This window comes from Streptomyces sp. NPDC002754 (genome assembly GCF_053592315.1).
In genome coordinates this window covers 281,093-304,992 of the sequence record NZ_JBSFVM010000004.1, presented here as the reverse complement: position 1 = coordinate 304,992, position 23,900 = coordinate 281,093, and the positions used below count along the sequence as shown (strand labels likewise).

Sequence of the window (23,900 nt, the reverse complement as noted above, 5' to 3'; positions counted from 1 at the left end):
CACACCTACCGTGAGGCACACGCATGTCCAGCGACTACTTCATCCCTGACCCGGAGGGTCAAGTCCCCACCGCCGAGGGGTACTTCGGCGCGTTCGGCGGCAAGTTCATCCCGGAGGCCCTCGTCGCCGCCGTGGACGAGGTCGCCGTCGAGTACGACAAGGCCAAGAACGACCCGGCCTTCGCCGCCGAGCTCGACGACCTCCTGGTCAACTACACGGGCCGCCCGAGCGCCCTCACCGAGGTGCCCCGGTTCGCCGAGCACGCAGGTGGCGCCCGCGTCTTCCTCAAGCGCGAGGACCTGAACCACACCGGCTCGCACAAGATCAACAACGTGCTCGGCCAGGCCCTGCTCACCAAGCGCATGGGCAAGACCCGCGTCATCGCCGAGACCGGCGCGGGCCAGCACGGCGTCGCGACCGCCACCGCCTGCGCGCTGCTCGGCCTCGAGTGCAAGATCTACATGGGCGAGATCGACACCGAGCGCCAGGCCCTCAATGTGGCCCGGATGCGCATGCTGGGTGCCGAGGTCGAGGCCGTGAAGTCCGGCTCGCGCACCCTCAAGGACGCCATCAACGAGGCGTTCCGCGACTGGGTCGCCAACGTCGACGACACGCACTACCTGTTCGGCACGGTCGCGGGCCCGCACCCGTTCCCGGCGATGGTCCGCGACTTCCACCGGGTCATCGGCGTCGAGGCGCGCCGCCAGATCCTGGAGCGCGCAGGCCGGCTCCCGGACGCCGCGATCGCCTGCGTCGGCGGCGGCTCGAACGCCATCGGCCTGTTCCACGCGTTCATCCCGGACGCCGGCGTCCGCCTGATCGGCTGCGAGCCGGCCGGGCACGGCATCGAGACCGGCGAGCACGCGGCGACGCTCAGCGCGGGCGAGCCCGGCATCCTGCACGGCTCCCGCTCCTACGTCCTCCAGGACGAGGAGGGCCAGATCACCGAGCCGTACTCGATCTCGGCGGGCCTGGACTACCCGGGCATCGGCCCCGAGCACGCCTACCTCAAGGACTCGGGCCGCGGCGAGTACCGCGCGGTCACGGACGACGCCGCGATGCAGTCCCTGCGCCTGCTGTCGCAGACCGAGGGCATCATCCCGGCCATCGAGTCCGCGCACGCGCTCGCGGGCGCGCTGGAGGTCGGCAAGGAGCTGGGCAGGGACGGGCTGATCGTCATCAACCTGTCCGGGCGCGGCGACAAGGACATGGACACGGCCGCGCGCTACTTCGGCCTGTACGGCACGGACGGCGCCGTGGCGGCGAACGCCGACACCGCGGTGGCCGAGATCGAGGGAGACGCCAAGTGAGTGCCACTGAAAATCGTCGCGGCGTACAGCTGCTGGACGACACCCTCGTCGGCGCGAAGGCCGAGGGCCGCTCCGCCCTCATCGCCTACCTGCCCGCCGGTTTCCCGACCGTCGACGGCGGCATCGAGGCGATCAAGGCCGCCTTCGACGGCGGCGCCGACGTGGTCGAGGTGGGCCTGCCGCACTCCGACCCGGTGCTCGACGGCCCGGTCATCCAGACCGCCGACGACATCGCGCTGCGCGGCGGCCTGAAGGTCAAGGACGTCATGCGCACCGTGCGCGAGGCGCACGAGGCCACCGGCAAGCCGGTCCTCGTCATGACGTACTGGAACCCCATCGACCGCTACGGCATCGAGCGGTTCACCACCGAGCTCGCGGAGGCGGGCGGCGCGGGCTGCATCCTGCCGGACCTGCCGGTGCAGGAGTCGGCGGTGTGGCGCGAGCACGCGGACAAGCACGGTCTCGCGACCGTCTTCGTCGTTGCGCCCAGCAGCAAGGACGAGCGCCTGGCCACCATCACGGCGGCCGGTTCGGGCTTCGTGTACGCGGCGTCCCTGATGGGCGTCACCGGCACCCGCGAGTCCGTCGGCAACCAGGCCAAGGAGCTCGTCGAGCGCACCAAGGCCACGACCGACCTTCCGGTGTGCGTGGGCCTCGGCGTCTCCAACGCGAAGCAGGCCAAGGAGGTCGCCGGTTTCGCGGACGGGGTCATCGTCGGCTCGGCGTTCGTGAAGCGGATGCTGGACGCCCCGGACGAGAAGGCCGGATTCGAAGCGGTGCGCGCCCTCGCCGGTGAACTCGCCGCGGGCGTAAGGGAAAAGGGCTAGAAACCACCCGTAGTAACAGGGAGTCACGTCACCCATACGGATGGAAACCGGACCGGGGAGGCACGCTCGTGCCTTCCCGGTTCGTTGGCGCTGATGTGAGCGAGAAGAACCGAGACGGAAAGCGCGCGGCCCGCGAACGCCTTGCCGCAGAGCGCCAGAAGCAGAAGTCCGCCGAGAAGCGGCGCAGGACGTTGATCGTGGGCGCGTCCGTGGTGTGTGTGCTCGCCCTGGCCGCGGTGATCGGGGTGGTCGCCGCGAATTCGGGTGACGACAGTTCTGGTGACGCGGCGGCGGGGCCCGTGGTCGCGCCGAAGGGCGCCGACGGCAAGGACGAGCTGGCGATCCCCGTCGGCAAGGCCGGTGCGAAGTCGACGCTGGAGGTCTGGGAGGACTTCCGCTGTCCCGCCTGCAAGACCTTCGAGGACACCTACCGCTCGACGATCCACGAACTCGCCGACGCGGGTGAGCTGAGGGTGCAGTACCACCTGGTCACGCTGATCGACTCGAACATGCAGGGCACGGGCTCGCTCCGCGCGGCCAACGCGGCGGCGTGCTCGCAGGACGCCGGGAAGTTCCGCGACTACCATGACGTGCTGTTCGAGAACCAGCCGGAGGAAACCGACGACGCCTTCGCGAAGAACGACAAGCTGATCGAGCTCGCCGGAAAGGTCGGTGGCCTCGACACGGGCACGTTCAAGTCGTGTGTGAACAAGGGCACGCACGACAGCTGGGTGAACAAGACGTACAAGGCCTTCCAGGACGCGAAGCACACCGGCACGCCGACGGTCCGGCTCAACGGCAAGGACATCCTGAGCGACCAGAGCCTGACCCCGGCCAAGTTCAAGAAGATGGTCGAGGAGGCGAACAAGTAGTCGGAGCCGTTACTCAGCCGTTGCCGGGCTGCCCGTCGTGGCAGCGGCCCGGCACGGTAGCGTCGGACCTGCCATGGAACTTGCCTTCATTCCCAGCCCCGAGCAAGGAGTGGTCCATCTCGGACCCATTCCGCTGCGCGGCTACGCGTTCTGCATCATCATCGGCGTCTTCGTGGCCGTCTGGCTCGGCAACAGACGCTGGATCGCCCGCGGCGGGCGGACCGGCACGGTTGCCGACATCGCCGTGTGGGCGGTGCCCTTCGGCCTGGTCGGCGGTCGCCTCTACCACGTGATCACGGACTACGAGCTGTACTTCAGCGAGGGCCGTGACTGGGTGGACGCCTTCAAGGTCTGGGAGGGCGGCCTCGGTATCTGGGGCGCCATCGCCCTCGGCGCGGTCGGCGCCTGGATCGGCTGCCGCCGCCGCGGCATCCCGCTCCCGGCCTACGCCGACGCCCTCGCACCCGGCATCGTCCTCGCCCAGGCCATCGGCCGCTGGGGCAACTGGTTCAACCAGGAGCTGTACGGCCGGGCCACCGATGTGCCGTGGGCCCTCAAGATCACCTCGGACACGGACGGGCGGGTGCCGGGCACGTACCACCCGACGTTCCTGTACGAGTCGCTGTGGTGCATCGGCGTCGCGCTGCTCGTCATCTGGGCCGACCGGAAGTTCAAGCTCGGGCACGGGCGGGCGTTCGCGCTGTACGTCGCGTCGTACTGCGTGGGCCGGTTCTGGATCGAGTACATGCGCGTGGACGACGCGCACCACATCCTCGGCCTGCGCCTCAACTGCTGGACGGCGCTGGGCGTCTTCCTGCTCGCCGTGATCTACATGGTGGTGTCCGCGCGGAAGCGGCCGGGCCGCGAGGAGATCGTCGAACCGGAGGTCTCCGACGGGGCGGCGGACGAGGGTGACGGTGACGTCGAGGACGACGTCGACCTCTCGAAGAGTGGGGCCTCCGACAAAAAGACGTGAGGTTTTGGCTGTACGTGGGTGAGGGCGCCGGGCCGGTGGGTTCGGCGCCCTTTGCCGTTGCGGTGTGCCGCCTGAACGGCGTGTCCTCAATCGCCGGACGGGCTGGGAGTGGTGGAGCCGGCCAAGGTGAGGGTTCTGCGGGCGGAAGCGACGACCGCCGCGTCGACGAACCGGCCGTCCGGGAGGGCCAGCGCGCCCGCCTCCGTGGCCGCCGCGCACACGATCTCCTGGGCCGCCGCCACCTCCGCCGCCGTGGGGCGGAAGGCCTCCTCGATCACCGGGAGCTGGCGGGGGTGGATCGCCGTACGGCCGAGGAAGCCCAGCGCACGGCCCTCGGCGCAGGAGCGGGCCAGGCCCTCCGTGTCGCGGACGTCCGGGTAGACCGACTGAGGCGGAGGTGGCAGCCGGGCCGCACGCGCCGCCACGACCGCCCGGCCGCGCACCCACGCGAGGCCCGCCGCGTCCGTGACGCCGAGGTCGGCGCGCAGGTCCGCCTCGCCGAGCGCGATGCCGTGCACGCCGTGGTGCGCGGCGATGTCGTAGGCGTGCTCGACGCCCGTCGCCGACTCCAGCAGGGCGTACAGCGGCGGGACTTCGACCGCCCAGTCCTGTACGCGGGTCAGGTCCGCGGGGCCGCCCACCTTCGGCAGGCGCAGTGCGTCGAGGCCGGGGAGCGGGGTGAGGCGGCGTACCTCCTGCTCGGCGAGCGGCCCGTCGAGCGCGTTGACGCGGACGTGCACCGGCGTCTTGTGCTTGTCGGCGAGGAGTTCGGCGGTGGCGTCGAGCGCGTACGCCTTGCGGTCGGGAGCGACCGCGTCCTCCAGGTCGACCAGGACGACATCGGCGCCGGAGCCGAGCGCCTTGGCGACGACTTCGGGGCGGTCCCCGGGCACGTACAGCCAGGTCAGGTACGTCTTTTCCAGCGGCTCGCTCATACCGCACCAGCCTCCCGCAGGGACGCGACGGCCGCCTCCGACAGGCCGAGCCCTGCCAGGATCTCGTCGGTGTCCGAGCCGTGCGGGCGGCCCGTCCACTGGATGGCGCCGGGGGTCTCGGAGAGGCGGAAGAGGACGTTCTGCATCTTGACCGTGCCGAGGTCCGGGTCGGGGAGTTCGGTGATCGTGTCGAGGGCCTGGTACTGCTCGTCGGCCAGGACGTCGCGGATGTCGTAGACCGGGGCGATGGCGGCCTCCGCCTTCTCGAAGGCCGCGACCACCTCGTCGCGGGTGTGCGCCGCGATCCAGCCGCCGACCGCCGCGTCGAGCTCGTCGGCGTGGAGCGCGCGGCCCGAGCCCGTCGCGAACCACTCCTCGTCGATGAACTCGGGCCGCCCGACCAGATGCATCACGCGCTCCGCGATCGACTGCGCGGACGTCGACACCGCGACCCACTTCTCGTCGCGGGTGCGGTACGTGTTTCGCGGGGCGTTGTTCGTCGAGCGGTTGCCGGTGCGCGGCTGGACGTAGCCGAGCTGGTCGTACCAGGTGGCCTGCGGGCCGAGGATCGACAGCATCGGCTCGATGATCGCCATGTCGACGACCTGGCCACGCCCCGTCGTGTCCCGGCCGCGCAGCGCCGCCATGATCGCGTACGAGGTGGCGAGCGCGGCGATGGAGTCGGCGAGGCCGAACGGCGGGAGCGTCGGCGGCCCGTCGGGCTGCCCGGTGATCGCGGCGAAGCCGGACATGGCCTCCGCGAGCGTGCCGAATCCGGGGCGGCGCGCGTACGGGCCGAACTGGCCGAAGCCGGTGACGCGGGCGAGGACGAGGCGCGGGTTGGCGGCGCTCAGCTCGTCCCAGCCGAGGTGCCACTTCTCCAGGGTGCCGGGGCGGAAGTTCTCGACGACGACGTCCGAGTCCGCCACCAGCTTGAGGAGGACCTCGCGGCCGCCGGGGGAGGAGAGGTCGAGGGTGAGGTTCTTCTTGTTGCGGCCGAGGGTCTTCCACCAGAGGCCGACGCCGTCCTTGGAGGGGCCGTGGCCGCGGGAGGGGTCGGGCCTGCGGGGGTGTTCCACCTTGATGACCTCGGCGCCGAAGTCGCCGAGCATCGTGGCGCAGATCGGCCCGGCGAAGAGGGTGGCGAGATCGAGGACGCGCAGGCCGGTCAGAGGGCCCGGCTGGGTGGGTTCTTGCGGGTGCGTCATGCGCGGGCCTCCAGGGTGAGCCGGGCCAGTTCGTCGAAGCCGATGCCGTCGAATCCGGCGACTGTTGTCGCGAGGCGGTTCTTGAGCGGGGCCGTCCAGCGGTCGCCGAGCGCGTCCGGGTGGCCGGCGAGCAGACCGGCGATCGAGCCGGCGGTCGCGCCGTTGGAATCGGTGTCCCAGCCGCCGGACACCGCGCGGCAGATGGAGCCCTCGAAGTCGCCGTCGGCGTGGGTGAGGGCGGCGGCGAGCAGGGCGGCGTTGGGGAGGACGTGGACCCAGTGGTGGTCGGCGTAGGTGGCGTGCAGCTCGTCGACGGCGGAGTCGAAGTCCGTGTGTTTCACGGCCAGTTCGATGCCCAGGTGGACGGCCTGGGCGTAGCGGGATTGCGGTGGTACGACGGCGAGGCCGGATCGGAGAGCGGTGTGTACGTCCGCCGTGCCCGTAGCGGCGGTGGCGATGGCGGCGGCCGTGAACATCGCGCCGTACACGCCGTTCGCGGTGTGCGTGAGAACGGCGTCCCGGTGGGCGAGACGGGCGGCGTGGGTCGGGTCGCCGGGGGTGATCCAGCCGAAGACGTCGGCGCGGATCTGGGCGCCGATCCATTCGCGGCAGGGGTTGCGGTAGGTGGCGGTGTGCGGGGGTTCGAGGCCGGTGAGGAGGTTGCGGTAGGCGATGCGTTCGGCGGTGAAGGTGCGGCCGGCGGGGAGTTCGTCGAGCCAGAGTTTGGCGACGTCGGTCGTGGTGAAGGCGGGGCCGTGGCGTTGGATCAGGAGCAGGGCGAGGAGGGGGTAGTTGAGGTCGTCGTCCTCCGGCATGCCGTTGATGTTTTCGGCGAGGGAGGTGGGGGCGCTGCGGCGGTTCCAGGGGTATGTCGCCGCTACCGCGGGGTCCAGGCCGGTCTGCGTGAACCAGGTGTGCAGGGGCCAGTTCCCGGTTGAGCGGGCGATGGCGCGGATCCCTTCGAGCGGCAGCTTCTCGACGGGCTTGCCCAACAGACACCCGACGGCCCGCCCGAGCCACGCGGCGTGCAGCCGGTCGAGCAGAGCGTCCTCATCCCCCACCCCGCCCCTCCCCGAAACCGGGGCTCCGCCCCGGACCCCGTTCCTCAAGCGCCGGAGGGGCTGATCTTTCCGCCTCTCCGGCCCCGGGCTCCCGGTGCCTCCCGCGCCAAGGCGGGGCTTGATTTCAAGCCCCGCCGGCGATTGAGGCGGCCCGTCCGGCAGGACTTTCGGGAAGGGGTGGGGTGGGGGAGAGGTCTTTGTTGCGGACTCGATCGCGGACAGGGCTGTCGGTTCCGGCAAAGGTGAGGGGAGTGCGGCGAGGTCGTCGAGGAGCTGCTCGGCGAGCTGCCGAAGGGCGGGGCTCGCCGGGGTGGCGGACGCACCCGCTCGGTCCGGTGCGAGGTGGCCGCCCGCTGACAACCAGCGGGACGCGATCGCGGACGCGTCGCGGCCGTCCTGCGCCGCCTGGCGCAGCTCGTGGCCGATCAGATCCTCCGGCTGGACCCACGTCAGACGGAGCATCACGACCCCGCCACCGCCGCGAACGCGGCATCGTGGGCCCGGCGCCGGTCCACATCCTTCGCGTACACCTCACGCGTGACCCGCGCGAGCGAGGCCGCCGGACCGTGCAGGTCCAGCTTGCTGGCCCGCGCGATCTCGGCGCTCCACTCCTTGGGCACGGCCCCCTCCCCGTACAGCGCCCCGACGATCGCCCCGCTCATCGTGGCGATCGAGTCGCAGTCGCGGCCGTAGTTGACCGAGCCGAGGACGGTGTGGCGGAAGTCGCCGTGGCCGACGAGCAACATCCCCAGAGCGACTGGGAGTTCCTCGATGGCGTGCAGGCGGGAGGGGCGGCGGGCGCCGAGTGAGGGCTTGCGGTAGTCGGGGCCGACCGTGTCGAAGGGGGTGACCGCTTCTCGCAGCGGCTTCAGTGCGTTCTCGAAGTCGTCGTGGCGGGAGGCCACTTCGCAGACCGCCTCGATCGCCGACCGCGTGCCGTCCTTCGCGAGAGCCAGGGCGTCCTCGACGACGGACTCGGGCGTCGCGCCCGGCTTGTACGCGGCCGCGACCGCCGCCGCGAAGACGCCCGCCGCCTCCCGGCCGTACGAGGACTGGTGCGCGCCGGCGACGTCGAGGGCTTCCTCGTAGGCCTTCAGCGGGTTGCCCGCGTTGACCGCGCCGACCGGGGCCATGTACATCGCCGCGCCGCAGTTCACGATGTTGCCGACGCCCGCCTCGCGCGGGTCCACATGCCCGTAGTGGATGCGCGCGACGATCCACTTCTCGGCGAGGAACAGGCGCTGGAGGGGGAGGGCCTCCGCCTCGAGTTCCGGGATCCAGCGGGGGGTGGTGATCAGGTCGGGGACGAGGTGGTCGGCGACCGCGTACGCGTCGAGGTGGTCCCGGACCTTCTCGTAGACCCGGACGAGCGCGTGCGTCATCAAGGTGTCGTCGGTGACGTGGCCGTCGCCCTTGTGGTACGGGGCGATGGGGCGGGCCGTCTTCCAGTCGTCCTTGTAGAAGGGTTCGACGATGCCGCGCACCCGGCCGCCGTGCCGCTCAGCGATGGCCTCCGGCGTCCAGCCCTCGACCGGGCCGCCGAGCGCGTCGCCCACGGCCGCGCCGACCAGGGCGCCGGTTGTGCGGTCCTCCAGGGAAACGGTAGTCATGCCGAAGTTCCTTCCGCTGCAAGGGAGTTGGTGGTGGCGCGGGCGAGCCGTTCGGCCAGGGTCGTCAGCTCGGTTCCCGCGAGTTGGGGCAGTGCGCAGCCCGCGAGGATGTCGCAGGCGTCCCGCCAGGTGTGCGGCAGCGCCTGTGCGCCGCCGATCGCGCCGGTGAGGGCGCCGGTCAGGGCGGGCGCCGAGTCGGCGACGCGGGACAGGCAGGCGGCGGTGGGCACGGCCTCGGTGACCGATCCCGCGGCCGCCGTCGCCATCGCGAGCGCTACGGGGACGGTTTCCGCTGCCGCGATGCCGTAGCTGTAGACGTGGTCGACGATCTCGTGTTCCAGGACGGGGACCAGCGCGAACGCGTTGCCGGGCTGACCCGGGCGGTCCGCTGCCGCGGCGCGGCCGAGTTCCACGGCGCGGTGGGCGTTGCGGTGGATCTCGGTGCCGGCCGGGAGCTGGGCGAGTGCGGCGTCCACGCAGGCGTCGACGTCCGCGCCGCCGAGTGCGGCCGCGACGGCTGCCGCCATGGCGCGGGCGCCGTGCACGCCGTCGCCGTCCTGGGTGTAGCGGGCGTCGAACTCGGCGAGGTCCGCGGCGAGTTCGGGTTTGCCCGGGTGGACGACGGCGAGGACCGCGGCGCGGACGCAGGCCGCGTCGTCGAAGTAGTGCGGGTTGTCGTGGCCGGTGGCGGGTGGGCGCAGGCCCGCGGCGAGGTTGCCGAGTCCTGCGCGGACGGAGATGCGGGCGCGCAGGGGGATGTCGGCGGATTCGATCTCGTCGGCGCGGGCCGCTGCGGCGGAGATTTCGTCGGCGAGGGTGTTCCAGGCGAGGGAGAGGGAGGAGCGGACGCGGTGGTCGGGTGGGAGGTCGCCGAGGCCTTCGGCGTGGGCGGAGAGGATGGCGAAGGCGGTGAACGCGGCCCATTCGGCGTCGTCGGAGGGGCCGAGGCGGAGGGGTTCCGGGGGTTGGTTCAGGGCGATGGGGACGGGGAGGGTGGTGGTGGCGTTCTGCTCGGCGAAGGTGTCGAGTTCGCGGGTGAGGCGTCTCGTCCAGTCGGGGAGGCGTGCGGCGCGGTGGCGTCCCGACGGCCAGCCGGCGGCGTCGCCTGCGGCGATTCCCAGGAGGAGGCCTTGGATGCGGTCCGCCGTTGCTGTTGCGGCGGATGTCGTTGCGGCCGCGGGGCTCTGCCCCGGACCCCGCTGCTCAGTCGCCGCAGGGGCTTGATTTGGGTGGGCAATATCAGCCCCGCCGGCGTTTGAGGCGCGGGGGCCGGGGCGGAGCCCCGAGGCGTGGTCGGGGTTCATGCCACGGCCCCCGTCCGGTCCGGCGGCGGAGGCACTAGGCGATCCGCGACGTCGAGGACGTGGCGGCCTGCCATTGACGGGAGGCAGCTGCCGCGGACCGGGCCGATCGCCGCCGCCCAGTCGGCCGGGATCGACGACTCGCCGCACAGCGCACCGGCCAGCGCCCCGGCCACGGCCGCCGTCGTATCCGCGTCGCGCCCCATGTTGACCGCCGTGAGGACCGATTCGCGGAAGTCGCCGCGGGCCACCGCGAACGCGCCGAAGGCCAGGCCGACCGCCTCGGGGGCGAGATCCGTCCACGGGTAGCCGCCGATGACCACCGCCTTGCGGACCGCCCGTTCCATGGAGAGCTGCGTGCCGTCCGGATCACGGCGGGCCCGCCGCGCCGCCGAGACCGCGCGGTGCAGGGAGCGTGCCGTCCACGAGTCGTCGGGGACGACCGAGAGCGCCGCCTGCACCACCGCGTCGGGGTTGTGGCTGACCATCGCCGCCGCGACGCCCGCCGCGACCGCCCGGCCGCCGTGGATGCCCTCCCCGTCGTGCGACACCGTGCCGTCGATCGACACCAGGCGGGCCGCCTCGGCCGGGCGGCTCGCCGCGTACACCCCGAAGGGCGCCGCACGCATCGCGAGGCCGTCGCTCCAGGCGTGCCGGTGCTGGGCGGAGATGGGGGCGACGAGGCCCCGGCGGAGGTTCTCGAGCGTGCCGCGTTCGCTGAAACCGGCGCCCTTGAAGGGGCCCTCGTCGCGGTCCGCGATCCACGTGTGCCAGGCCCGCTCGACGTGCTCGATGGTGAGGCCCGCGCCGTGCTCGGCGAGGAGGAGGCCCGAGAAGATCGCGTACTCGGTGTCGTCCGTGCCCGCCGGGTCGGCGGAGACGAAGCCCTCGATGCGGCCCCAGCGTTCGCGGATCTGGGACGGCTTCATGTTCTCCGCGGGCGCGCCGAGCGCGTCACCGACGGCGAGGCCGAGGAGCGCCCCGCGGGCGCGGTCCCGCAGGGAGATCGGGGCCTCGGGGGGAGGTGGCGGGACCGTGCGGAGTCTGCGCGGTCCCGCCGTGTCGTCCGCCGGAGGATCCGGTTCGACGCTGACGCTCATGGTGTGTTCGTGCTCATCTCTGGGGTTGTGCTGGTCGTACCGATGGAGCGATGGGGCGGCTCAGCGTTGGTAGCGGTTCAGAATCAGATTGCCGTCGTCTGCCAGGCGCTTGCGCAGCTCTGTTACGCCGAACGCGCCGTTGTAGTACTCCTGGAAGGCCGGCGTGGCGATCTTGTCCTTCCATTCGGCGTAGCCCCGCACCCCGAGCACCGGGGACGGGCGCAGCGAGGCGGCCAGCTCCGAGCCGGTCCTCCAGCCGTACTTCTCGGTGGTCAGGGACGGGTCCTTGAGAGCGGCCCGGCTGGTGGGCAACAGCCAGTCGCCGCGCGCCAGTTGGACCTGGTGGTCGGCCTCGGTGAGGTAGGCGATGAACCGGGCCGCCGCCTCCTTGTGCTTGCTGTCCTCGGAGACGGACAGGGTCTGCGGGGCGACGCCCTGGGCCAGGCCGTCCGAGCCCGCGGGCATCGGCAGGACGGTCCAGTCGAAGCCCTTGGGCGCCTGCTGCTGGACCTGCTGCCGGAACGAGAAGTTCAGCGGCAGCATCGCGTACTTGCCCGCGAAGAAGCCGGGCAGCGTGTCCGAGCCGGCCATGCCGAGCGCGGATTTGGGTGCGGTCTGCGCCTTGTTGACCTGCCGGTCGATCAGCCGGGCGACGGCCGAGTCGGCGGCGCCGTAGCGGATCTCGTTCTTGCCCTCCGCGTCCTTGTAGAAGATCTTGCCGCCGGTGGACTGCGCGAGGTTCACGGACTGGGTGACGGGCTCCTTCATCGACCAGGCGACGCCGTACTGTTCGGGCTTGCCGTCGCCGTTCCTGTCGCGCGTGAGCTTCTTGCTCGCCTGCTCGAACTCGGCCCAGGACCAAGGGTGTTGCGCTGTCGGCACACGCACCCCCGAACGCTTCAGGAGCTTCTTGTTCACGACGAGTACGCGCGGCTCCTGGAGGAACGGGATGCCGTAGATCTTCTTCCCGTACGTCGTCGTGGCCCAGGACGCCTTCGGGATGTCGGCGCGCAGCGACTTCGGCAGATAGGGGCTCAGGTCGGCGAGGTAGCCGCCGTGTCCGAAGTCGGTGAGGTCGGAGGCGTCGTCGTGGAAGATGTCCGGCGCCTTGCCGCCCTCGAAGGAGGTCAGCATCTGGTCGTGGATGCTGTCCCAGACGCCCTGGACGTACTTGACCTTGACCTTGTCGTGGGTGTCGTTCCACTGCTCGACCAGCGCCTTGTTGGCCTCGATCGACTCCTTCTGCCAGGCGAGGCTGAGGAAATCGAGGGTGACCGTGCCGTTCGCCGACTCGGAGTCCGAGGACCCGGAGCAGCCGGCGACCAGGGCGAGCGAGAGCGCGGCCGCGGCCGCCGCGGTGAACTTCCGTACGCGCATCAGCCCTTCACCGCCCCGCTGAGCATGCCGCCCACGAGCCGCCGCTGGAGCAGCGCGAAGAACACGAGGCTGGGGATCGTGGCGAGGACCGAGGCCGCGGCGAGCGGCCCGAGGTCGGCGACGCCCTCGGCGCCGAGGAAGCGGGTGAGGATGACCGACATCGTCTGGTTCTCCGGAGACTTGAGGAGGACGAGGGCGAAGAAGAACTCGTTCCAGGCGGTCACGAAGCTGAACATCAGCGTCGCCACCAGGCCGGGAGTGAGCAGCGGGAGCACCACGCTCGTGAGGGTGCGCAGGCGGCCCGCGCCGTCCACCGCCGCGGCCTCCTCCAGGGAGCGCGGCACCGACTTCACGTAGCCCTGGAGCATCCAGAGCGAGAAGGGCAGGTTCCAGACGACGTAGACGATGATCAGGCCGAAGAGGCTGTCGATCATCTGCAGGTTCTTCAGGACCAGGAACAGCGGGATGATGATCAGCACGAACGGGAACATCTGGCTGACCAGGATCCAGCCCGTGCCCGCCTGGCTGACGCGGGTCTTGTACCGGACCATGACGTACGAGGCCGGGACCGCGATCGCCACCGAGATCACGGAGGCGCTGACCGCGACGACCAAACTGTTGAGCGCGGAGCGGAGCAGTGGCTGCGCGTCGAACGCGGCGCGGTAGTTGTCCAGGCTCGGATGCTTCGGAATCCAGCTCGGGTCGATCGATCCCAGCTCCTGCGGGGACTTGAACGACGTCGAGATCAGCCACAGGAACGGGAAGGCGAGGAAGACCATGTAGCAGAGCAGGGCCACGTACTGGCCTGCTCGGCCCGCGACCCGGGGGAGTGTCGTACTCGTGCTCATGCCGCTGCCTCCACATCTTCCTTGAGCTTCTTACGGAGGAACAGCGTCAGCAGCACCGCGATCACCGCGACCATCGCCAGGCCCATCGCCGCGGCGTATCCGAACTGCCCGTACTTGAAGGCCTCTTCGTACGCGAACAGCATCGGGAGCCGGGTCTGGCCGCCGGGCCCGCCCTGCGTCAGCACGTAGACCAGGCCGAAGGAGTTGAAGTTCCAGATGAAGTTGAGCGCCGTGATGGCGATGACCACCGGCTTCAGGGCCGGCCAGGTCACGGCCGAGAAGCGGCGCCACAGGCCCGCGCCGTCCAGCTGCGCGGCCTCCCGCAGCTCCACCGGCACGTTCTGCAGCCCGGCGAGGAGCACCACCGTCGTCTGCGGCATGCCCGCCCACACGCCCACCACGATCACGGCGGGCAGCGCGTACGACAGGTCGGCGAGCCAGTCGACGTTCTCGTGGATGAGGCCGAGCTGGGTCAGCGTCTTGTTCAGGACGCCCGCGTCCGAGTGGTAGACGAGCCGCCACATGATGCCGACGACGACCTCGGGCATCGCCCACGGGACGAGCGCCAGGGTGCGGGCCAGCCAGCGGAACCGCAGATTCTGGTTGAGCAGCAGCGCGAGGCCGAGCGCGAGCACGAACTGCAGGGCCGTCACGGATACCGCCCAGACCAGGCCGATCCGGAACGACTCCCAGAACAGCGAGTCGTGGCGCAGGTCGAGGAAGTTGTCCAGGCCGATGAACTGCGTCGGGGAGGTCCGCCCCGCCTGCGAGTCGGTGAACGCCAACGACAGGCCGTACAGGAGCGGGCCCACGCTGAGTATCAGAATCGGGATCAGCGCGGGCATCAGCAGGAACCACGCGCCCCGGTCCAGACCCAGCGCTCGCTTGCGCTGACCCGGCGTACGGGGTGGCGGTGTGCCGCGGCTGCCGCCAGGGACGGCACTGTCCCGGGGCGCGGTGAGACTCATGGGAATCCTCGGTGTCTCAACTGTCGGACGCCGCCCGGCCCGTGGAGGCGCGGACGACGAGGCGGGGACGGGCGGTGGTGCTGTGGGGGGCGGGGTTCTCGGGGCTTTCGGCACTGGTGAGGCGGTGCAGCAGAAGTTCGGCGGCGCGCCGTCCGCGCTCGGTGGAGCCGAGGTCGACGCTGGTCAGCGGGGGCCAGCCGGCCTGCGCGAGCTCGCTGTCGTCCATCCCCGCGACGGCGACGTCCTCGGGGATCCGCAGCCCGCGGGCGTGCAGGGCGCGGGCCGCGCCGAGCGCCAGCTGGTCGTTGGCGCCGAAGACCGCGTCGGGCCTCAGGTCCAGGAGCGCCTCGGTGGCCGCGGCCCCGGACTCGATGCCGAAGTCCGTGTGCACGATGAGCTCCGGTTCGTAGGCGAGGCCGCAGTCCGCGAGGGCCTTGCGGAAGCCCTCGCCGCGCTTGCGCCCGGGAACCGTGTCCGCGGGGCCGTTGACGAAGGCGATGCGGCGCCGGCCCGTCTCGTACAGATGGCGCACGGCGAGCGCGACGCCCTCGACGGAGTCGGCGCGCACGCTGTCGACCGGGACGCCGCCGGGCAGCGAACCGATGACGACGACCGGCCCCGAGGCCGAGCGCAGCGCGGCCACATGGGCGTCCGTGATGCGGATGGGGCACAGGATGAGGCCGTCGCTGGTGCGGTCGCCGAGGCTGTGGAGCACGGCCAGTTCGTCCTCGGCGACGGCGTCCGTGGAGTGCAGGAGGAGGCGGTACCCGGCGGCCTTCGCGACGGACTGGATGGCGCGGACCATCGCCACGTACACGGGGTTGCCGATGTCGGGCATCGCGAAGGTGAGCTGGCGGGTGCGGCCGTCCTTGAGGGAGCGGGCCACCGCGTTGGGCACATAGCCGAGTTCGGCGGCGGCGCGCTCGACCTTCTCGACGGTCGCGGGGCGGGCCCCGATCCCGTTGAGCACGCGGGAGACGGACGCGATGGAGACCCCGGCGCGCTCGGCGATGGAGATGATCGTCGGCTTCGACACCGCGTTCCCCCTCCACTTCTGTAAACGTTTTCCGCTACTGGAAACGTTTACGGATGTTGCTCCCTCGTTTCCCGCCCGTCAACGCGCATTTCCTGTGATCCAGGTCACCGGCCGGTTCGGGAAGGTGGAGGTCAGCGTGTTGCGCAGGGTGCAAAACCGCAGGTAAGTACGGCCTTCCTTGCTGGCAGGGCCGATTTTTCGCGCGTACTTTCGGACTCGTAGAAACAGCAGTCACAGGGGAGCGGAGTTCACGAGCATGACCATCATCGAGACCGGGGCAGCACTGCACGACGCCCACCGGGACAACCACACGCACCGTGATGTCAACGGTGGCTGGCTGCGCCCCGCGGTCTTCGGCGCGATGGACGGGCTCGTCTCCAACTTCGCGCTCATGACCGGCGTCGCGGGCGGCGCCGCCTCGCACCAGACGATCGTCATCACCGGCCTGTCGGGCCTCGCTGCCGGAGCCTTCTCCATGGCCGCGGGCGAGTACACCTCCGTCGCCTCCCAGCGTGAGCTGGTCGAGGCCGAACTCGACGTCGAGCGCCGCGAGTTGAGGAAGCATCCGGCCGACGAGGAGAAGGAGCTCGCCGAGCTGTACGTCTCCCGCGGCGTCGAGCCGGAGCTCGCGCACGAGGTGGCCAGGCAGCTGTCGCGGGACCCCGAGCAGGCCCTGGAGATACACGCACGCGAGGAGTTGGGCATCGACCCCGGCGAGCTTCCCTCGCCGATGGTCGCCGCCGTCTCGTCCTTCGGATCGTTCGCGCTCGGCGCCCTGATCCCGCTGCTGCCGTATCTGCTCGGGGCGAGCGCGCTGTGGCCCGCTGTGATCCTCGCGCTCGTCGGACTCTTCGCGTGCGGGGCGGTCGTGGCCAAGGTGACGGCGCGATCCTGGTGGTTCAGCGGGCTGCGGCAGCTGGCCCTCGGTGGCGCCGCGGCGGGTGTGACGTATCTCCTGGGGAGCGTCTTCGGCACTTTTGCTGGTTGACGGGTCGCGGCCGTGGCCTGAAGATGCCTATACAGCGTCTTGCATAAGTAGTCGTTACCGCGCGGTTTCGATTACTTGACCACGGGGCATGAGCCGTAAGCGCTGGGGGCAATGAGGCCCGCGGCGCACGCCGGCACCACCCGGCCTCCGGTCATCGATCTGCCCGGTGAGGCCTCTTCCGCCGCCACCCGCGGTGTCCGCATGTTGGAACGCAGTATCCGGTTCCCGAGAACCGACCCATCATGTAATCTGCACGAAATTTTTTGAGCTGCACTTCTCAGCAGTGAGCTGCACTTCTCAGCAGAGGGCCAACGTCGTCCCTCGGCACGTTCCTTGCCACGACGACGACGGGAGAGCCGATGCGTACCTCGCGCCAGCCGTCCCAGCATTCCAACAGCGGCCAGACCTGGTCGCACATGGATGCTCGCCCTGCTGCCCAGGGCATGTACGACCCGCGTAACGAGCACGACGCCTGCGGCGTCGGGTTCGTGGCCACCCTCACCGGCGAGGCGAGCCACACGCTGGTCGAGCAGGCCCTGACCGTTCTGCGAAATCTGGAACACCGCGGTGCCACCGGCTCCGAGCCCGACTCGGGCGACGGTGCGGGCATCCTGTCCCAGGTTCCGGACGCCTTCCTGCGCGAGGTGGTCGACTTCGACCTCCCCGAGGCCGGTGCGTATGCCGTCGGTATCGCCTTCCTGCCCGAGGAGGGCACGGAGGACTTCGTCTCGAAGATCGAGACAATCGCGTCCGAAGAGGGCCTGAACGTCCTCGGCTGGCGCGAGGTCCCGGTCGCCCCGCAGCTCCTCGGCGCCACCGCCCGCTCGACGATGCCGGCGTTCCGCCAGATCTTCGTCGCGGACGGTTCCTCGAAGGACATCGCGCTCGACCGCAAGGCCTTCGTGCTGCGCAAGCGCGCCGAGCGCGAGGTCGACGTGTACTTCCCGTCGCTGTCCGCGCGCACGATCGTATACAAGGGCATGCTGACCACCGGCCAGCTGGAGCCCTTCTTCCCGGACCTGTCCGACCGCCGCTTCGCATCCGCGATCGCGCTCGTGCACTCCCGGTTCTCCACGAACACGTTCCCGTCGTGGCCGCTCGCGCACCCGTACCGCTTCGTCGCGCACAACGGTGAGATCAACACCGTCAAGGGCAACCGCAACTGGATGCGCGCCCGTGAGTCGCAGCTCGGCTCCGAGCTCTTCGGCGGTTCGGACAATCTGGAGCGGACCTTCCCGGTCTGTACGCCGGACGCCTCCGACTCCGCCTCCTTCGACGAGGTCCTGGAGCTGCTGCACCTCGGTGGCCGTTCGCTTCCGCACAGCGTCCTGATGATGATCCCGGAGGCCTGGGAGAACCACGCCTCCATGGACCCGGCCCGGCGCGCCTTCTACCAGTACCACTCCAACCTGATGGAGCCCTGGGACGGCCCGGCCTGTGTCACCTTCACCGACGGCACCCAGGTCGGCGCCGTTCTCGACCGCAACGGTCTGCGCCCCGGCCGCTACTGGGTGACCGACGAGGGCCTCGTCGTCCTCGGCTCCGAGGTCGGCGTCCTCGACATCGACCCGGCCAAGGTCGTCAAGAAGGGCCGCCTGCAGCCCGGCCGGATGTTCCTCGTGGACACCGCCGAGCACCGCATCATCGAGGACGACGAGATCAAGAACGCTCTCGCCTCCGAGCACCCCTACGAGGAGTGGCTCGAGGCCGGCGAGATCGAGCTCTCCGACCTCCCCGAGCGCGAGCACATCGTGCACACGCACGCCTCCGTCACGCGCCGCCAGCAGACCTTCGGCTACACCGAGGAAGAGCTCCGCATCCTCGTCGCGCCGATGGCCAAGGCCGGCGCCGAGCCGATCGGCTCGATGGGCACGGACACCCCGATCGCGGCGCTCTCCGCCCGCCCGCGGCTGCTCTTCGACTACTTCACGCAGCTGTTCGCGCAGGTCACCAACCCGCCGCTGGACGCCATCCGCGAGGAGCTCGTCACCTCGCTGCGCTCCCCGCTGGGCCCCGGCAACAATCTCCTGGAGCCCACGGCCGCCACGTGCCGCGCGGTCACGTTGCCCTTCCCGGTGATCGACAACGACGAGCTCGCCAAGCTCATCCACATCAACGCCGACGGCGACATGCCCGGCATGAAGGCCGTGACCCTGTCCGGCCTGTACCGGGTGCACGGCGCGGGCGACTCGCTCGCCGCCCGGATCGACGAGATCTGCGCAGAGGCCGACGCCGCCCTCGAGGCCGGCGCCCGCCTCATCGTGCTCTCCGACCGGCACTCGGACGCCGAGCACGCGCCGATCCCCTCGCTGCTGCTCACCGCGGCCGTACACCACCACCTCATCCGTACGAAGAAGCGCACCCAGGTGGGCCTCCTCGTCGAGGCCGGTGACGTGCGCGAGGTCCACCACGTCGCGCTGCTCATCGGTTTCGGTGCCGCGGCCGTCAACCCGTACCTCGCCATGGAGTCCGTCGAGGACCTGGTCCGCGCCGGTACCTTCCTCAAGGCCGACGAGGTGGGATCGGCCGAGGACGCGATCCGGAACCTGATCTACGCGCTCGGCAAGGGCGTCCTCAAGGTCATGTCCAAGATGGGCATCTCGACCGTCGCCTCCTACCGCGGCGCCCAGGTCTTCGAGGCCGTCGGCCTCGACGAGGCCTTCGTCGAGAAGTACTTCAACGGCACCACCACCAAGATCGGCGGCGCCGACCTGCGCGTCATCGCCGAGGAGGTCGCCGCCCGGCACGCCAAGGCGTACCCCGCCTCCGGCATCGCGCCCGCGCACCGCGCGCTCGACATCGGCGGCGAGTACCAGTGGCGCCGCGAGGGCGAGCCGCACCTGTTCGACCCGGAGACCGTCTTCCGCCTCCAGCACGCCACGCGCTCGGGCAGCTACGACATCTTCAAGAAGTACACGGACCGCGTGAACGAGCAGTCCGAGCGGCTCATGACGCTGCGCGGCCTGTTCAACTTCAAGGCCGAGGGCCGCGAGCCGATCTCCATCGACGAGGTCGAGCCCGCCTCCGAGATCGTCAAGCGGTTCTCGACCGGCGCCATGTCGTACGGCTCGATCTCCCAAGAGGCGCACGAGACGATGGCCATCGCCATGAACCAGTTGGGCGGCAAGTCCAACACCGGTGAGGGCGGCGAGGACCCGGAGCGCCTGTACGACCCGGCGCGCCGGTCCAGCATCAAGCAGGTCGCGTCCGGCCGCTTCGGCGTGACGAGTGAATACCTCGTCAACTCCGACGACATCCAGATCAAGATGGCCCAGGGCGCCAAGCCCGGCGAGGGCGGCCAGCTGCCAGGCCACAAGGTGTACCCGTGGGTCGCCAAGACGCGTCACTCGACGCCGGGCGTGGGCCTGATCTCCCCGCCGCCGCACCACGACATCTACTCCATCGAGGACCTGGCTCAGCTGATCCACGACCTCAAGAACGCCAACCCGCAGGCCCGCATCCACGTGAAGCTGGTCTCCGAGGTCGGCGTGGGTACGGTCGCGGCCGGTGTGTCCAAGGCGCACGCGGACGTCGTCCTGATCTCGGGTCACGACGGCGGCACGGGTGCCTCACCGCTCACCTCGCTCAAGCACGCGGGTGGTCCCTGGGAGCTCGGCCTCGCCGAGACCCAGCAGACGCTGCTGCTCAACGGCCTGCGCGACCGCATCGTCGTGCAGACCGACGGACAGCTCAAGACCGGCCGCGACGTGCTCATCGCCGCGCTGCTCGGCGCCGAGGAGTTCGGTTTCGCGACCGCGCCGCTCGTCGTCTCCGGCTGCGTCATGATGCGCGTCTGCCACCTGGACACCTGCCCGGTCGGCATCGCCACGCAGAACCCGACGCTGCGCGAGCGGTTCTCCGGCAAGGCCGAGTACATCGTCAACTTCTTCCGGTTCATCGCCGAAGAGGTCCGCGAGCTGCTCGCCGAGATGGGCTTCCGCTCCATCGAGGAGGCCGTCGGCCACGCCGAACTCCTCGACACCGAGCGGGCCGTGAACCACTGGAAGGCGCAGGGCCTCGACCTGGAGCCGCTGTTCCACGTGCCGGACCTGCCCGCGGGCGCCGTCCGGCACCGGATCATCGAGCAGGACCACGGCCTGGAGAAGGCGCTCGACAACGAGCTGATCAAGCTCTCCGCCGACGCCCTCGTCACGAACGGCCAGACGGACGCCCAGCCGGTGCGCGCCCAGGTCGCCATCCGCAACATCAACCGCACGGTCGGCACCATGCTCGGCCACGAGGTGACGAAGAAGTTCGGTGGCGCGGGCCTGCCCGACGACACCATCGACATCACCTTCACGGGCTCCGCGGGCCAGTCCTTCGGCGCCTTCGTGCCGCGCGGCGTGACGCTGCGCCTGGAGGGCGACGCCAACGACTACGTCGGCAAGGGCCTCTCCGGCGGCCGCATCATCGTCCGCCCGGACCGCGGCGCCGACCACCTCGCCGAGTACTCGACGATCGCCGGCAACACCATCGCGTACGGCGCGACGGGCGGCGAGCTGTTCCTGCGCGGCCGCACCGGCGAGCGCTTCTGCGTCCGCAACTCCGGTGCCACGGTCGTCTCGGAGGGCGTGGGCGACCACGGCTGCGAGTACATGACCGGCGGCCACGCGGTGATCCTCGGCGAGACGGGCCGCAACTTCGCGGCCGGCATGTCGGGCGGCATCGCGTACGTCATCGACCTCGACGTCGACAACGTGAACGCCGCGCTCCAGCCGGCGGTCGGCGTCCTCGACGACACCGACAAGCAGTGGCTGCACGACGTCGTGCGCCGGCACGCCGAGGAGACCGGCTCGACGGTGGCCGAGAAGCTCCTCGCCGACTGGGATGCCTCGGTGGCCCGGTTCGGCAAGATCATCCCCAGCACGTACCAGGCAGTGCTCGCCGCCAAGGACGCCGCCGAGCGAGCCGGTCTCTCCGAGACCGAGACCACCGAGAAGATGATGGAGGCGGCGACCAATGGCTGATCCCAAGGGCTTTCTCAACCATGGCCGCGAGGTCGCCGAGACCCGCCCGGTCGACGAGCGCGTCAAGGACTGGAACGAGGTCTACGTTCCCGGTTCCCTGCTGCCCATCATCAGCAAGCAGGCGTCCCGCTGCATGGACTGCGGCATCCCGTTCTGTCACAACGGCTGCCCGCTGGGGAACCTGATCCCCGAGTGGAACGACTACGCGTACCGTGAGGACTGGTCGGCCGCGCAGGAGCGCCTGCACGCGACCAACAACTTCCCGGAGTTCACCGGCCGGCTCTGCCCGGCCCCCTGTGAGTCGGCGTGCGTGCTCGGCATCAACCAGCCGGCCGTCACCATCAAGAACGTCGAGGTCTCGATCATCGACCAGGCGTGGGACCGGGGCGATGTCGCCCCGCAGATCCCGGAGCGCCTGTCGGGCAAGACCGTCGCCGTCATCGGCTCGGGCCCGGCCGGTCTGGCCGCCGCCCAGCAGCTGACGCGGGCCGGACACACGGTCGCCGTCTACGAGCGCGCCGACCGCATCGGCGGCCTGCTCCGCTACGGCATCCCCGAGTTCAAGATGGAGAAGCGCCACATCAACCGCCGCATCGAGCAGATGCGCGCGGAGGGCACCAAGTTCCGTACGGGTGTGGAGATCGGCCAGGACATCGACGCGGCGAAGCTGCGCAAGCGCTACGACGCCGTCGTCGTCGCCGCGGGTGCGACCGTGTCGCGTGATCTCCCGGTCCCCGGCCGTGAGTTGAACGGCATCCACTACGCGATGGAGTACCTGCCGCTCTCCAACAAGGTGCAGGAGGGCGACTTCGTCCAGCCGCCCATCACCGCCGAGGGCAAGCACGTCGTCGTGATCGGCGGCGGCGACACCGGCGCCGACTGCGTGGGCACCGCCCACCGTCAGGGCGCCGCCTCGGTGACGCAGCTGGAGATCATGCCGCGCCCGAGCGAGGACCGGAACACGACCACGCAGCCGTGGCCGACGTTCCCGATGCTCTACAAGGTCACCTCGGCCCACGAGGAGGGCGGCGAGCGCATTTACTCGGCGGGCACCACCCACTTCGAGGGCGACGAGGACGGCAACGTCCAGTGGCTGCACCTCAACGAGGTCGAGTTCATCGACGGCAAGCTCACGCCGAAGCCCGGCAGCGAGCGCAAGATCCCGGCGCAGCTGGTCACCCTCGCGATGGGCTTCACGGGCACGGACCAGGAGAACGGTCTGGTCTCGCAGTTCGGCCTCGACCTCGACGCGCGTGGCAACGTCGCCCGCGACGACGAGTTCCAGACCAACGTCCCCGGCGTCTTCGTCGCCGGTGACGCGGGCCGCGGCCAGTCCCTCATCGTGTGGGCCATCGCGGAGGGCCGCTCGGCCGCCCGCGGCGTGGACCGCTTCCTGACGGGGGTGTCGGAGCTGCACGCTCCGATCCGGCCGACGGACCGCTCGCTGACCGTGTGATCCGTGCGGGCCTGACGGCCCGTCAATGAACGTCCCGTACAACGGCGTACGGAACTGAGCGCGACGCTCGCCCTAAAGTCCCCGACCGGACGCTGGGCGGGCGTCGCGGTGCGTTCGGCCCGGTTCGGCCCGGTTCGGCCCGGTTCAGCCAGGGATGTGGAAGGTCTCGCCGTAGACCTTCCATGTCAGGGGCGTCTTCAGGGACAGGTTGCCGTCGTAGAGGAACTGGCGCTGCGCCGTGTCGATGCGGGTCGTGTCGCGGTCGGGGTTCTTCGCCTTCATGGCCTTGCGGCGCAGGTCGAGGAAGATGTCGAGGTAGGCCTTCTCCTTTCCGCCCTGGGACGGGGTGTCGGCCTCCTTGAGCGCCGCCTCGCGCAGGCCGTAGAAGCCGTGCGGGCCCGTGCCGGGGCCGTGCAGGACCATCGCGTCGTAGTAGATGAACTGGCCGAGCGTGCCCAGGCCGTCGAGCTTGGCGAGGCGGACCGCCGGGTCGAAGTAGCCCCGGTCGCGCTCCTTCTCCTGGACGTCCCGGAAGGCCTTGTGTGTGGCCTCCTGCTTCCACGCGGCGGTGAAGCCGGGGTCGAGGCCCTTGTGGGAGTCGGTGCCGTCGACCTTGCGCAGGGCCGGGAGGAAGCGGGCCAGGCCGTTGTCCGGGTGGGCCTTCGTGTAGCGCTCGACCAGGGTAAGCAGGTCGTGGGTGCCGGTGCAGAAGCCGATGATGCCGGCCGTGTAGCCCTGGCCGTCGTCGATGTCCTCGATGTAGCCGTACGCGCTGCGCCAGTCCAGCGTGGAGTTCTCGGCGCTGGCGACGATCTGCTGCGCCAGGTCCTTCTTCTGCGGGGCGGCGAGGCCGGGCGGCAGGCTCGCGATCGCCTTGTCATCGGCTTTGCGCTCCGCTTCGGGCTGGTGGGCGGAGGCGGGGGGCCGCGCGTGCGGGGCGGGGGCGTCGGTGGGCGACAGGAGGTATACGGCGGCTGTGGCGAGGGGGGCCACGGCCAGGAGGGAGAGGGTTATGCAGCCCGCGCGTTTCATGCGGCACAGATTATGCGCCCGGCACCGT

At 70.6% G+C, this 23,900-nt stretch carries 18 protein-coding genes; 7 read left to right on the top strand and 11 right to left on the bottom strand.

The annotated features are described in order from the left end of the window. Nucleotides 1-23 precede the first annotated feature (23 nt). The 4 genes from trpB (at nucleotide 24) to lgt (ending at nucleotide 3,985) form a co-directional block, all read left to right on the top strand. Nucleotides 24-1,310, top strand: a complete 1,287-nt coding sequence (trpB, locus tag ACWD2L_RS13495; protein WP_351335174.1) for a tryptophan synthase subunit beta — start codon at nucleotides 24-26, stop codon at nucleotides 1,308-1,310. Then, nucleotides 1,307-2,137, top strand: a complete 831-nt coding sequence (gene trpA / locus ACWD2L_RS13490; RefSeq protein WP_351335171.1) for a tryptophan synthase subunit alpha — start codon at nucleotides 1,307-1,309, stop codon at nucleotides 2,135-2,137. Before trpB ends, trpA begins: the two co-directional genes overlap by 4 nt. 95 nt (nucleotides 2,138-2,232) lie before the next feature. Further along, the gene (locus tag ACWD2L_RS13485; RefSeq protein ID WP_351335168.1) at nucleotides 2,233-3,009 is read left to right on the top strand and encodes a thioredoxin domain-containing protein; all 777 of its coding nucleotides are present in this window, start codon (nucleotides 2,233-2,235) and stop codon (nucleotides 3,007-3,009) included. A gap of 73 nt (nucleotides 3,010-3,082) precedes the next feature. After that, entirely contained in the window at nucleotides 3,083-3,985 is a 903-nt protein-coding gene (gene lgt, locus ACWD2L_RS13480; RefSeq protein ID WP_451189546.1) for a prolipoprotein diacylglyceryl transferase, read from the top strand. A gap of 86 nt (nucleotides 3,986-4,071) precedes the next feature. On the opposite strand, the gene ACWD2L_RS13475 is transcribed toward lgt, so the two are convergent. The 10 genes from ACWD2L_RS13475 to ACWD2L_RS13430 are packed head-to-tail and all read right to left on the bottom strand — an operon-like array spanning nucleotide 4,072 to nucleotide 15,429. Next, nucleotides 4,072-4,920, bottom strand: coding sequence for an HpcH/HpaI aldolase/citrate lyase family protein (locus ACWD2L_RS13475; RefSeq protein WP_351335166.1), 849 nt, complete (start codon nucleotides 4,918-4,920; stop codon nucleotides 4,072-4,074). Then, nucleotides 4,917-6,128, bottom strand: a complete 1,212-nt coding sequence (locus ACWD2L_RS13470; RefSeq protein ID WP_351335164.1) for a CaiB/BaiF CoA transferase family protein — start codon at nucleotides 6,126-6,128, stop codon at nucleotides 4,917-4,919. The genes ACWD2L_RS13475 and ACWD2L_RS13470 overlap by 4 nt, the downstream gene beginning before the upstream one ends. After that, the gene (locus ACWD2L_RS13465) at nucleotides 6,125-7,651 is read right to left on the bottom strand and encodes an ADP-ribosylglycohydrolase family protein (RefSeq protein WP_351335161.1); all 1,527 of its coding nucleotides are present in this window, start codon (nucleotides 7,649-7,651) and stop codon (nucleotides 6,125-6,127) included. The genes ACWD2L_RS13470 and ACWD2L_RS13465 overlap by 4 nt, the downstream gene beginning before the upstream one ends. Further along, the gene (locus ACWD2L_RS13460; RefSeq protein WP_351335158.1) at nucleotides 7,651-8,799 is read right to left on the bottom strand and encodes an ADP-ribosylglycohydrolase family protein; all 1,149 of its coding nucleotides are present in this window, start codon (nucleotides 8,797-8,799) and stop codon (nucleotides 7,651-7,653) included. Before ACWD2L_RS13460 ends, ACWD2L_RS13465 begins: the two co-directional genes overlap by 1 nt. After that, entirely contained in the window at nucleotides 8,796-10,103 is a 1,308-nt protein-coding gene (locus tag ACWD2L_RS13455; RefSeq protein WP_351335156.1) for an ADP-ribosylglycohydrolase family protein, read from the bottom strand. The genes ACWD2L_RS13460 and ACWD2L_RS13455 overlap by 4 nt, the downstream gene beginning before the upstream one ends. After that, entirely contained in the window at nucleotides 10,100-11,200 is a 1,101-nt protein-coding gene (locus ACWD2L_RS13450) for an ADP-ribosylglycohydrolase family protein (protein ID WP_351335153.1), read from the bottom strand. The genes ACWD2L_RS13455 and ACWD2L_RS13450 overlap by 4 nt, the downstream gene beginning before the upstream one ends. Before the next feature lie 60 nt (nucleotides 11,201-11,260). Continuing rightward, the gene (locus ACWD2L_RS13445; RefSeq protein WP_351335150.1) at nucleotides 11,261-12,577 is read right to left on the bottom strand and encodes an ABC transporter substrate-binding protein; all 1,317 of its coding nucleotides are present in this window, start codon (nucleotides 12,575-12,577) and stop codon (nucleotides 11,261-11,263) included. Further along, nucleotides 12,577-13,425 (bottom strand): carbohydrate ABC transporter permease, encoded by an 849-nt coding sequence (locus ACWD2L_RS13440; protein WP_351335148.1) that lies wholly within the window; start codon nucleotides 13,423-13,425, stop codon nucleotides 12,577-12,579. Before ACWD2L_RS13440 ends, ACWD2L_RS13445 begins: the two co-directional genes overlap by 1 nt. Beyond that, the gene (locus ACWD2L_RS13435) at nucleotides 13,422-14,393 is read right to left on the bottom strand and encodes a carbohydrate ABC transporter permease (RefSeq protein WP_351335145.1); all 972 of its coding nucleotides are present in this window, start codon (nucleotides 14,391-14,393) and stop codon (nucleotides 13,422-13,424) included. Before ACWD2L_RS13435 ends, ACWD2L_RS13440 begins: the two co-directional genes overlap by 4 nt. A 16-nt stretch (nucleotides 14,394-14,409) precedes the next feature. Continuing rightward, nucleotides 14,410-15,429, bottom strand: a complete 1,020-nt coding sequence (locus ACWD2L_RS13430; protein WP_351335143.1) for a LacI family DNA-binding transcriptional regulator — start codon at nucleotides 15,427-15,429, stop codon at nucleotides 14,410-14,412. A gap of 256 nt (nucleotides 15,430-15,685) precedes the next feature. Between ACWD2L_RS13430 and ACWD2L_RS13425 the strand changes: the two genes are divergently transcribed. The 3 genes from ACWD2L_RS13425 (at nucleotide 15,686) to ACWD2L_RS13415 (ending at nucleotide 22,840) form a co-directional block, all read left to right on the top strand. Then, entirely contained in the window at nucleotides 15,686-16,417 is a 732-nt protein-coding gene (locus tag ACWD2L_RS13425) for a VIT1/CCC1 transporter family protein (protein WP_351335140.1), read from the top strand. A 359-nt stretch (nucleotides 16,418-16,776) separates the two neighbouring features. Continuing rightward, complete coding sequence (gene gltB, locus ACWD2L_RS13420; RefSeq protein WP_351335138.1) at nucleotides 16,777-21,384, top strand: glutamate synthase large subunit; 4,608 nt, start codon at nucleotides 16,777-16,779, stop codon at nucleotides 21,382-21,384. Continuing rightward, nucleotides 21,377-22,840, top strand: a complete 1,464-nt coding sequence (locus ACWD2L_RS13415) for a glutamate synthase subunit beta (RefSeq protein ID WP_351335135.1) — start codon at nucleotides 21,377-21,379, stop codon at nucleotides 22,838-22,840. Before gltB ends, ACWD2L_RS13415 begins: the two co-directional genes overlap by 8 nt. A 144-nt stretch (nucleotides 22,841-22,984) precedes the next feature. Here ACWD2L_RS13415 and ACWD2L_RS13410 read toward each other — a convergent pair whose 3' ends face one another. Further along, nucleotides 22,985-23,872 (bottom strand): chitosanase, encoded by an 888-nt coding sequence (locus tag ACWD2L_RS13410; protein WP_351335132.1) that lies wholly within the window; start codon nucleotides 23,870-23,872, stop codon nucleotides 22,985-22,987. Nucleotides 23,873-23,900: the final 28 nt, after the last annotated feature.

Coding starts and splice junctions, on each gene's coding strand:
- trpB (WP_351335174.1), top strand. CDS start 24: ATGTCCAGCGACTACTTCATCCCTGACCCGGAGGGTCAAGTCCCCACC.
- lgt (WP_451189546.1), top strand. CDS start 3,083: ATGGAACTTGCCTTCATTCCCAGCCCCGAGCAAGGAGTGGTCCATCTC.
- ACWD2L_RS13475 (WP_351335166.1), bottom strand. CDS start 4,920: ATGAGCGAGCCGCTGGAAAAGACGTACCTGACCTGGCTGTACGTGCCC.
- ACWD2L_RS13470 (WP_351335164.1), bottom strand. CDS start 6,128: ATGACGCACCCGCAAGAACCCACCCAGCCGGGCCCTCTGACCGGCCTG.
- ACWD2L_RS13465 (WP_351335161.1), bottom strand. CDS start 7,651: ATGCTCCGTCTGACGTGGGTCCAGCCGGAGGATCTGATCGGCCACGAG.
- ACWD2L_RS13460 (WP_351335158.1), bottom strand. CDS start 8,799: ATGACTACCGTTTCCCTGGAGGACCGCACAACCGGCGCCCTGGTCGGC.
- ACWD2L_RS13455 (WP_351335156.1), bottom strand. CDS start 10,103: ATGAACCCCGACCACGCCTCGGGGCTCCGCCCCGGCCCCCGCGCCTCA.
- ACWD2L_RS13450 (WP_351335153.1), bottom strand. CDS start 11,200: ATGAGCGTCAGCGTCGAACCGGATCCTCCGGCGGACGACACGGCGGGA.
- ACWD2L_RS13445 (WP_351335150.1), bottom strand. CDS start 12,577: ATGCGCGTACGGAAGTTCACCGCGGCGGCCGCGGCCGCGCTCTCGCTC.
- ACWD2L_RS13440 (WP_351335148.1), bottom strand. CDS start 13,425: ATGAGCACGAGTACGACACTCCCCCGGGTCGCGGGCCGAGCAGGCCAG.
- ACWD2L_RS13435 (WP_351335145.1), bottom strand. CDS start 14,393: ATGAGTCTCACCGCGCCCCGGGACAGTGCCGTCCCTGGCGGCAGCCGC.
- ACWD2L_RS13425 (WP_351335140.1), top strand. CDS start 15,686: ATGACCATCATCGAGACCGGGGCAGCACTGCACGACGCCCACCGGGAC.
- gltB (WP_351335138.1), top strand. CDS start 16,777: ATGCGTACCTCGCGCCAGCCGTCCCAGCATTCCAACAGCGGCCAGACC.
- ACWD2L_RS13415 (WP_351335135.1), top strand. CDS start 21,377: ATGGCTGATCCCAAGGGCTTTCTCAACCATGGCCGCGAGGTCGCCGAG.
- ACWD2L_RS13410 (WP_351335132.1), bottom strand. CDS start 23,872: ATGAAACGCGCGGGCTGCATAACCCTCTCCCTCCTGGCCGTGGCCCCC.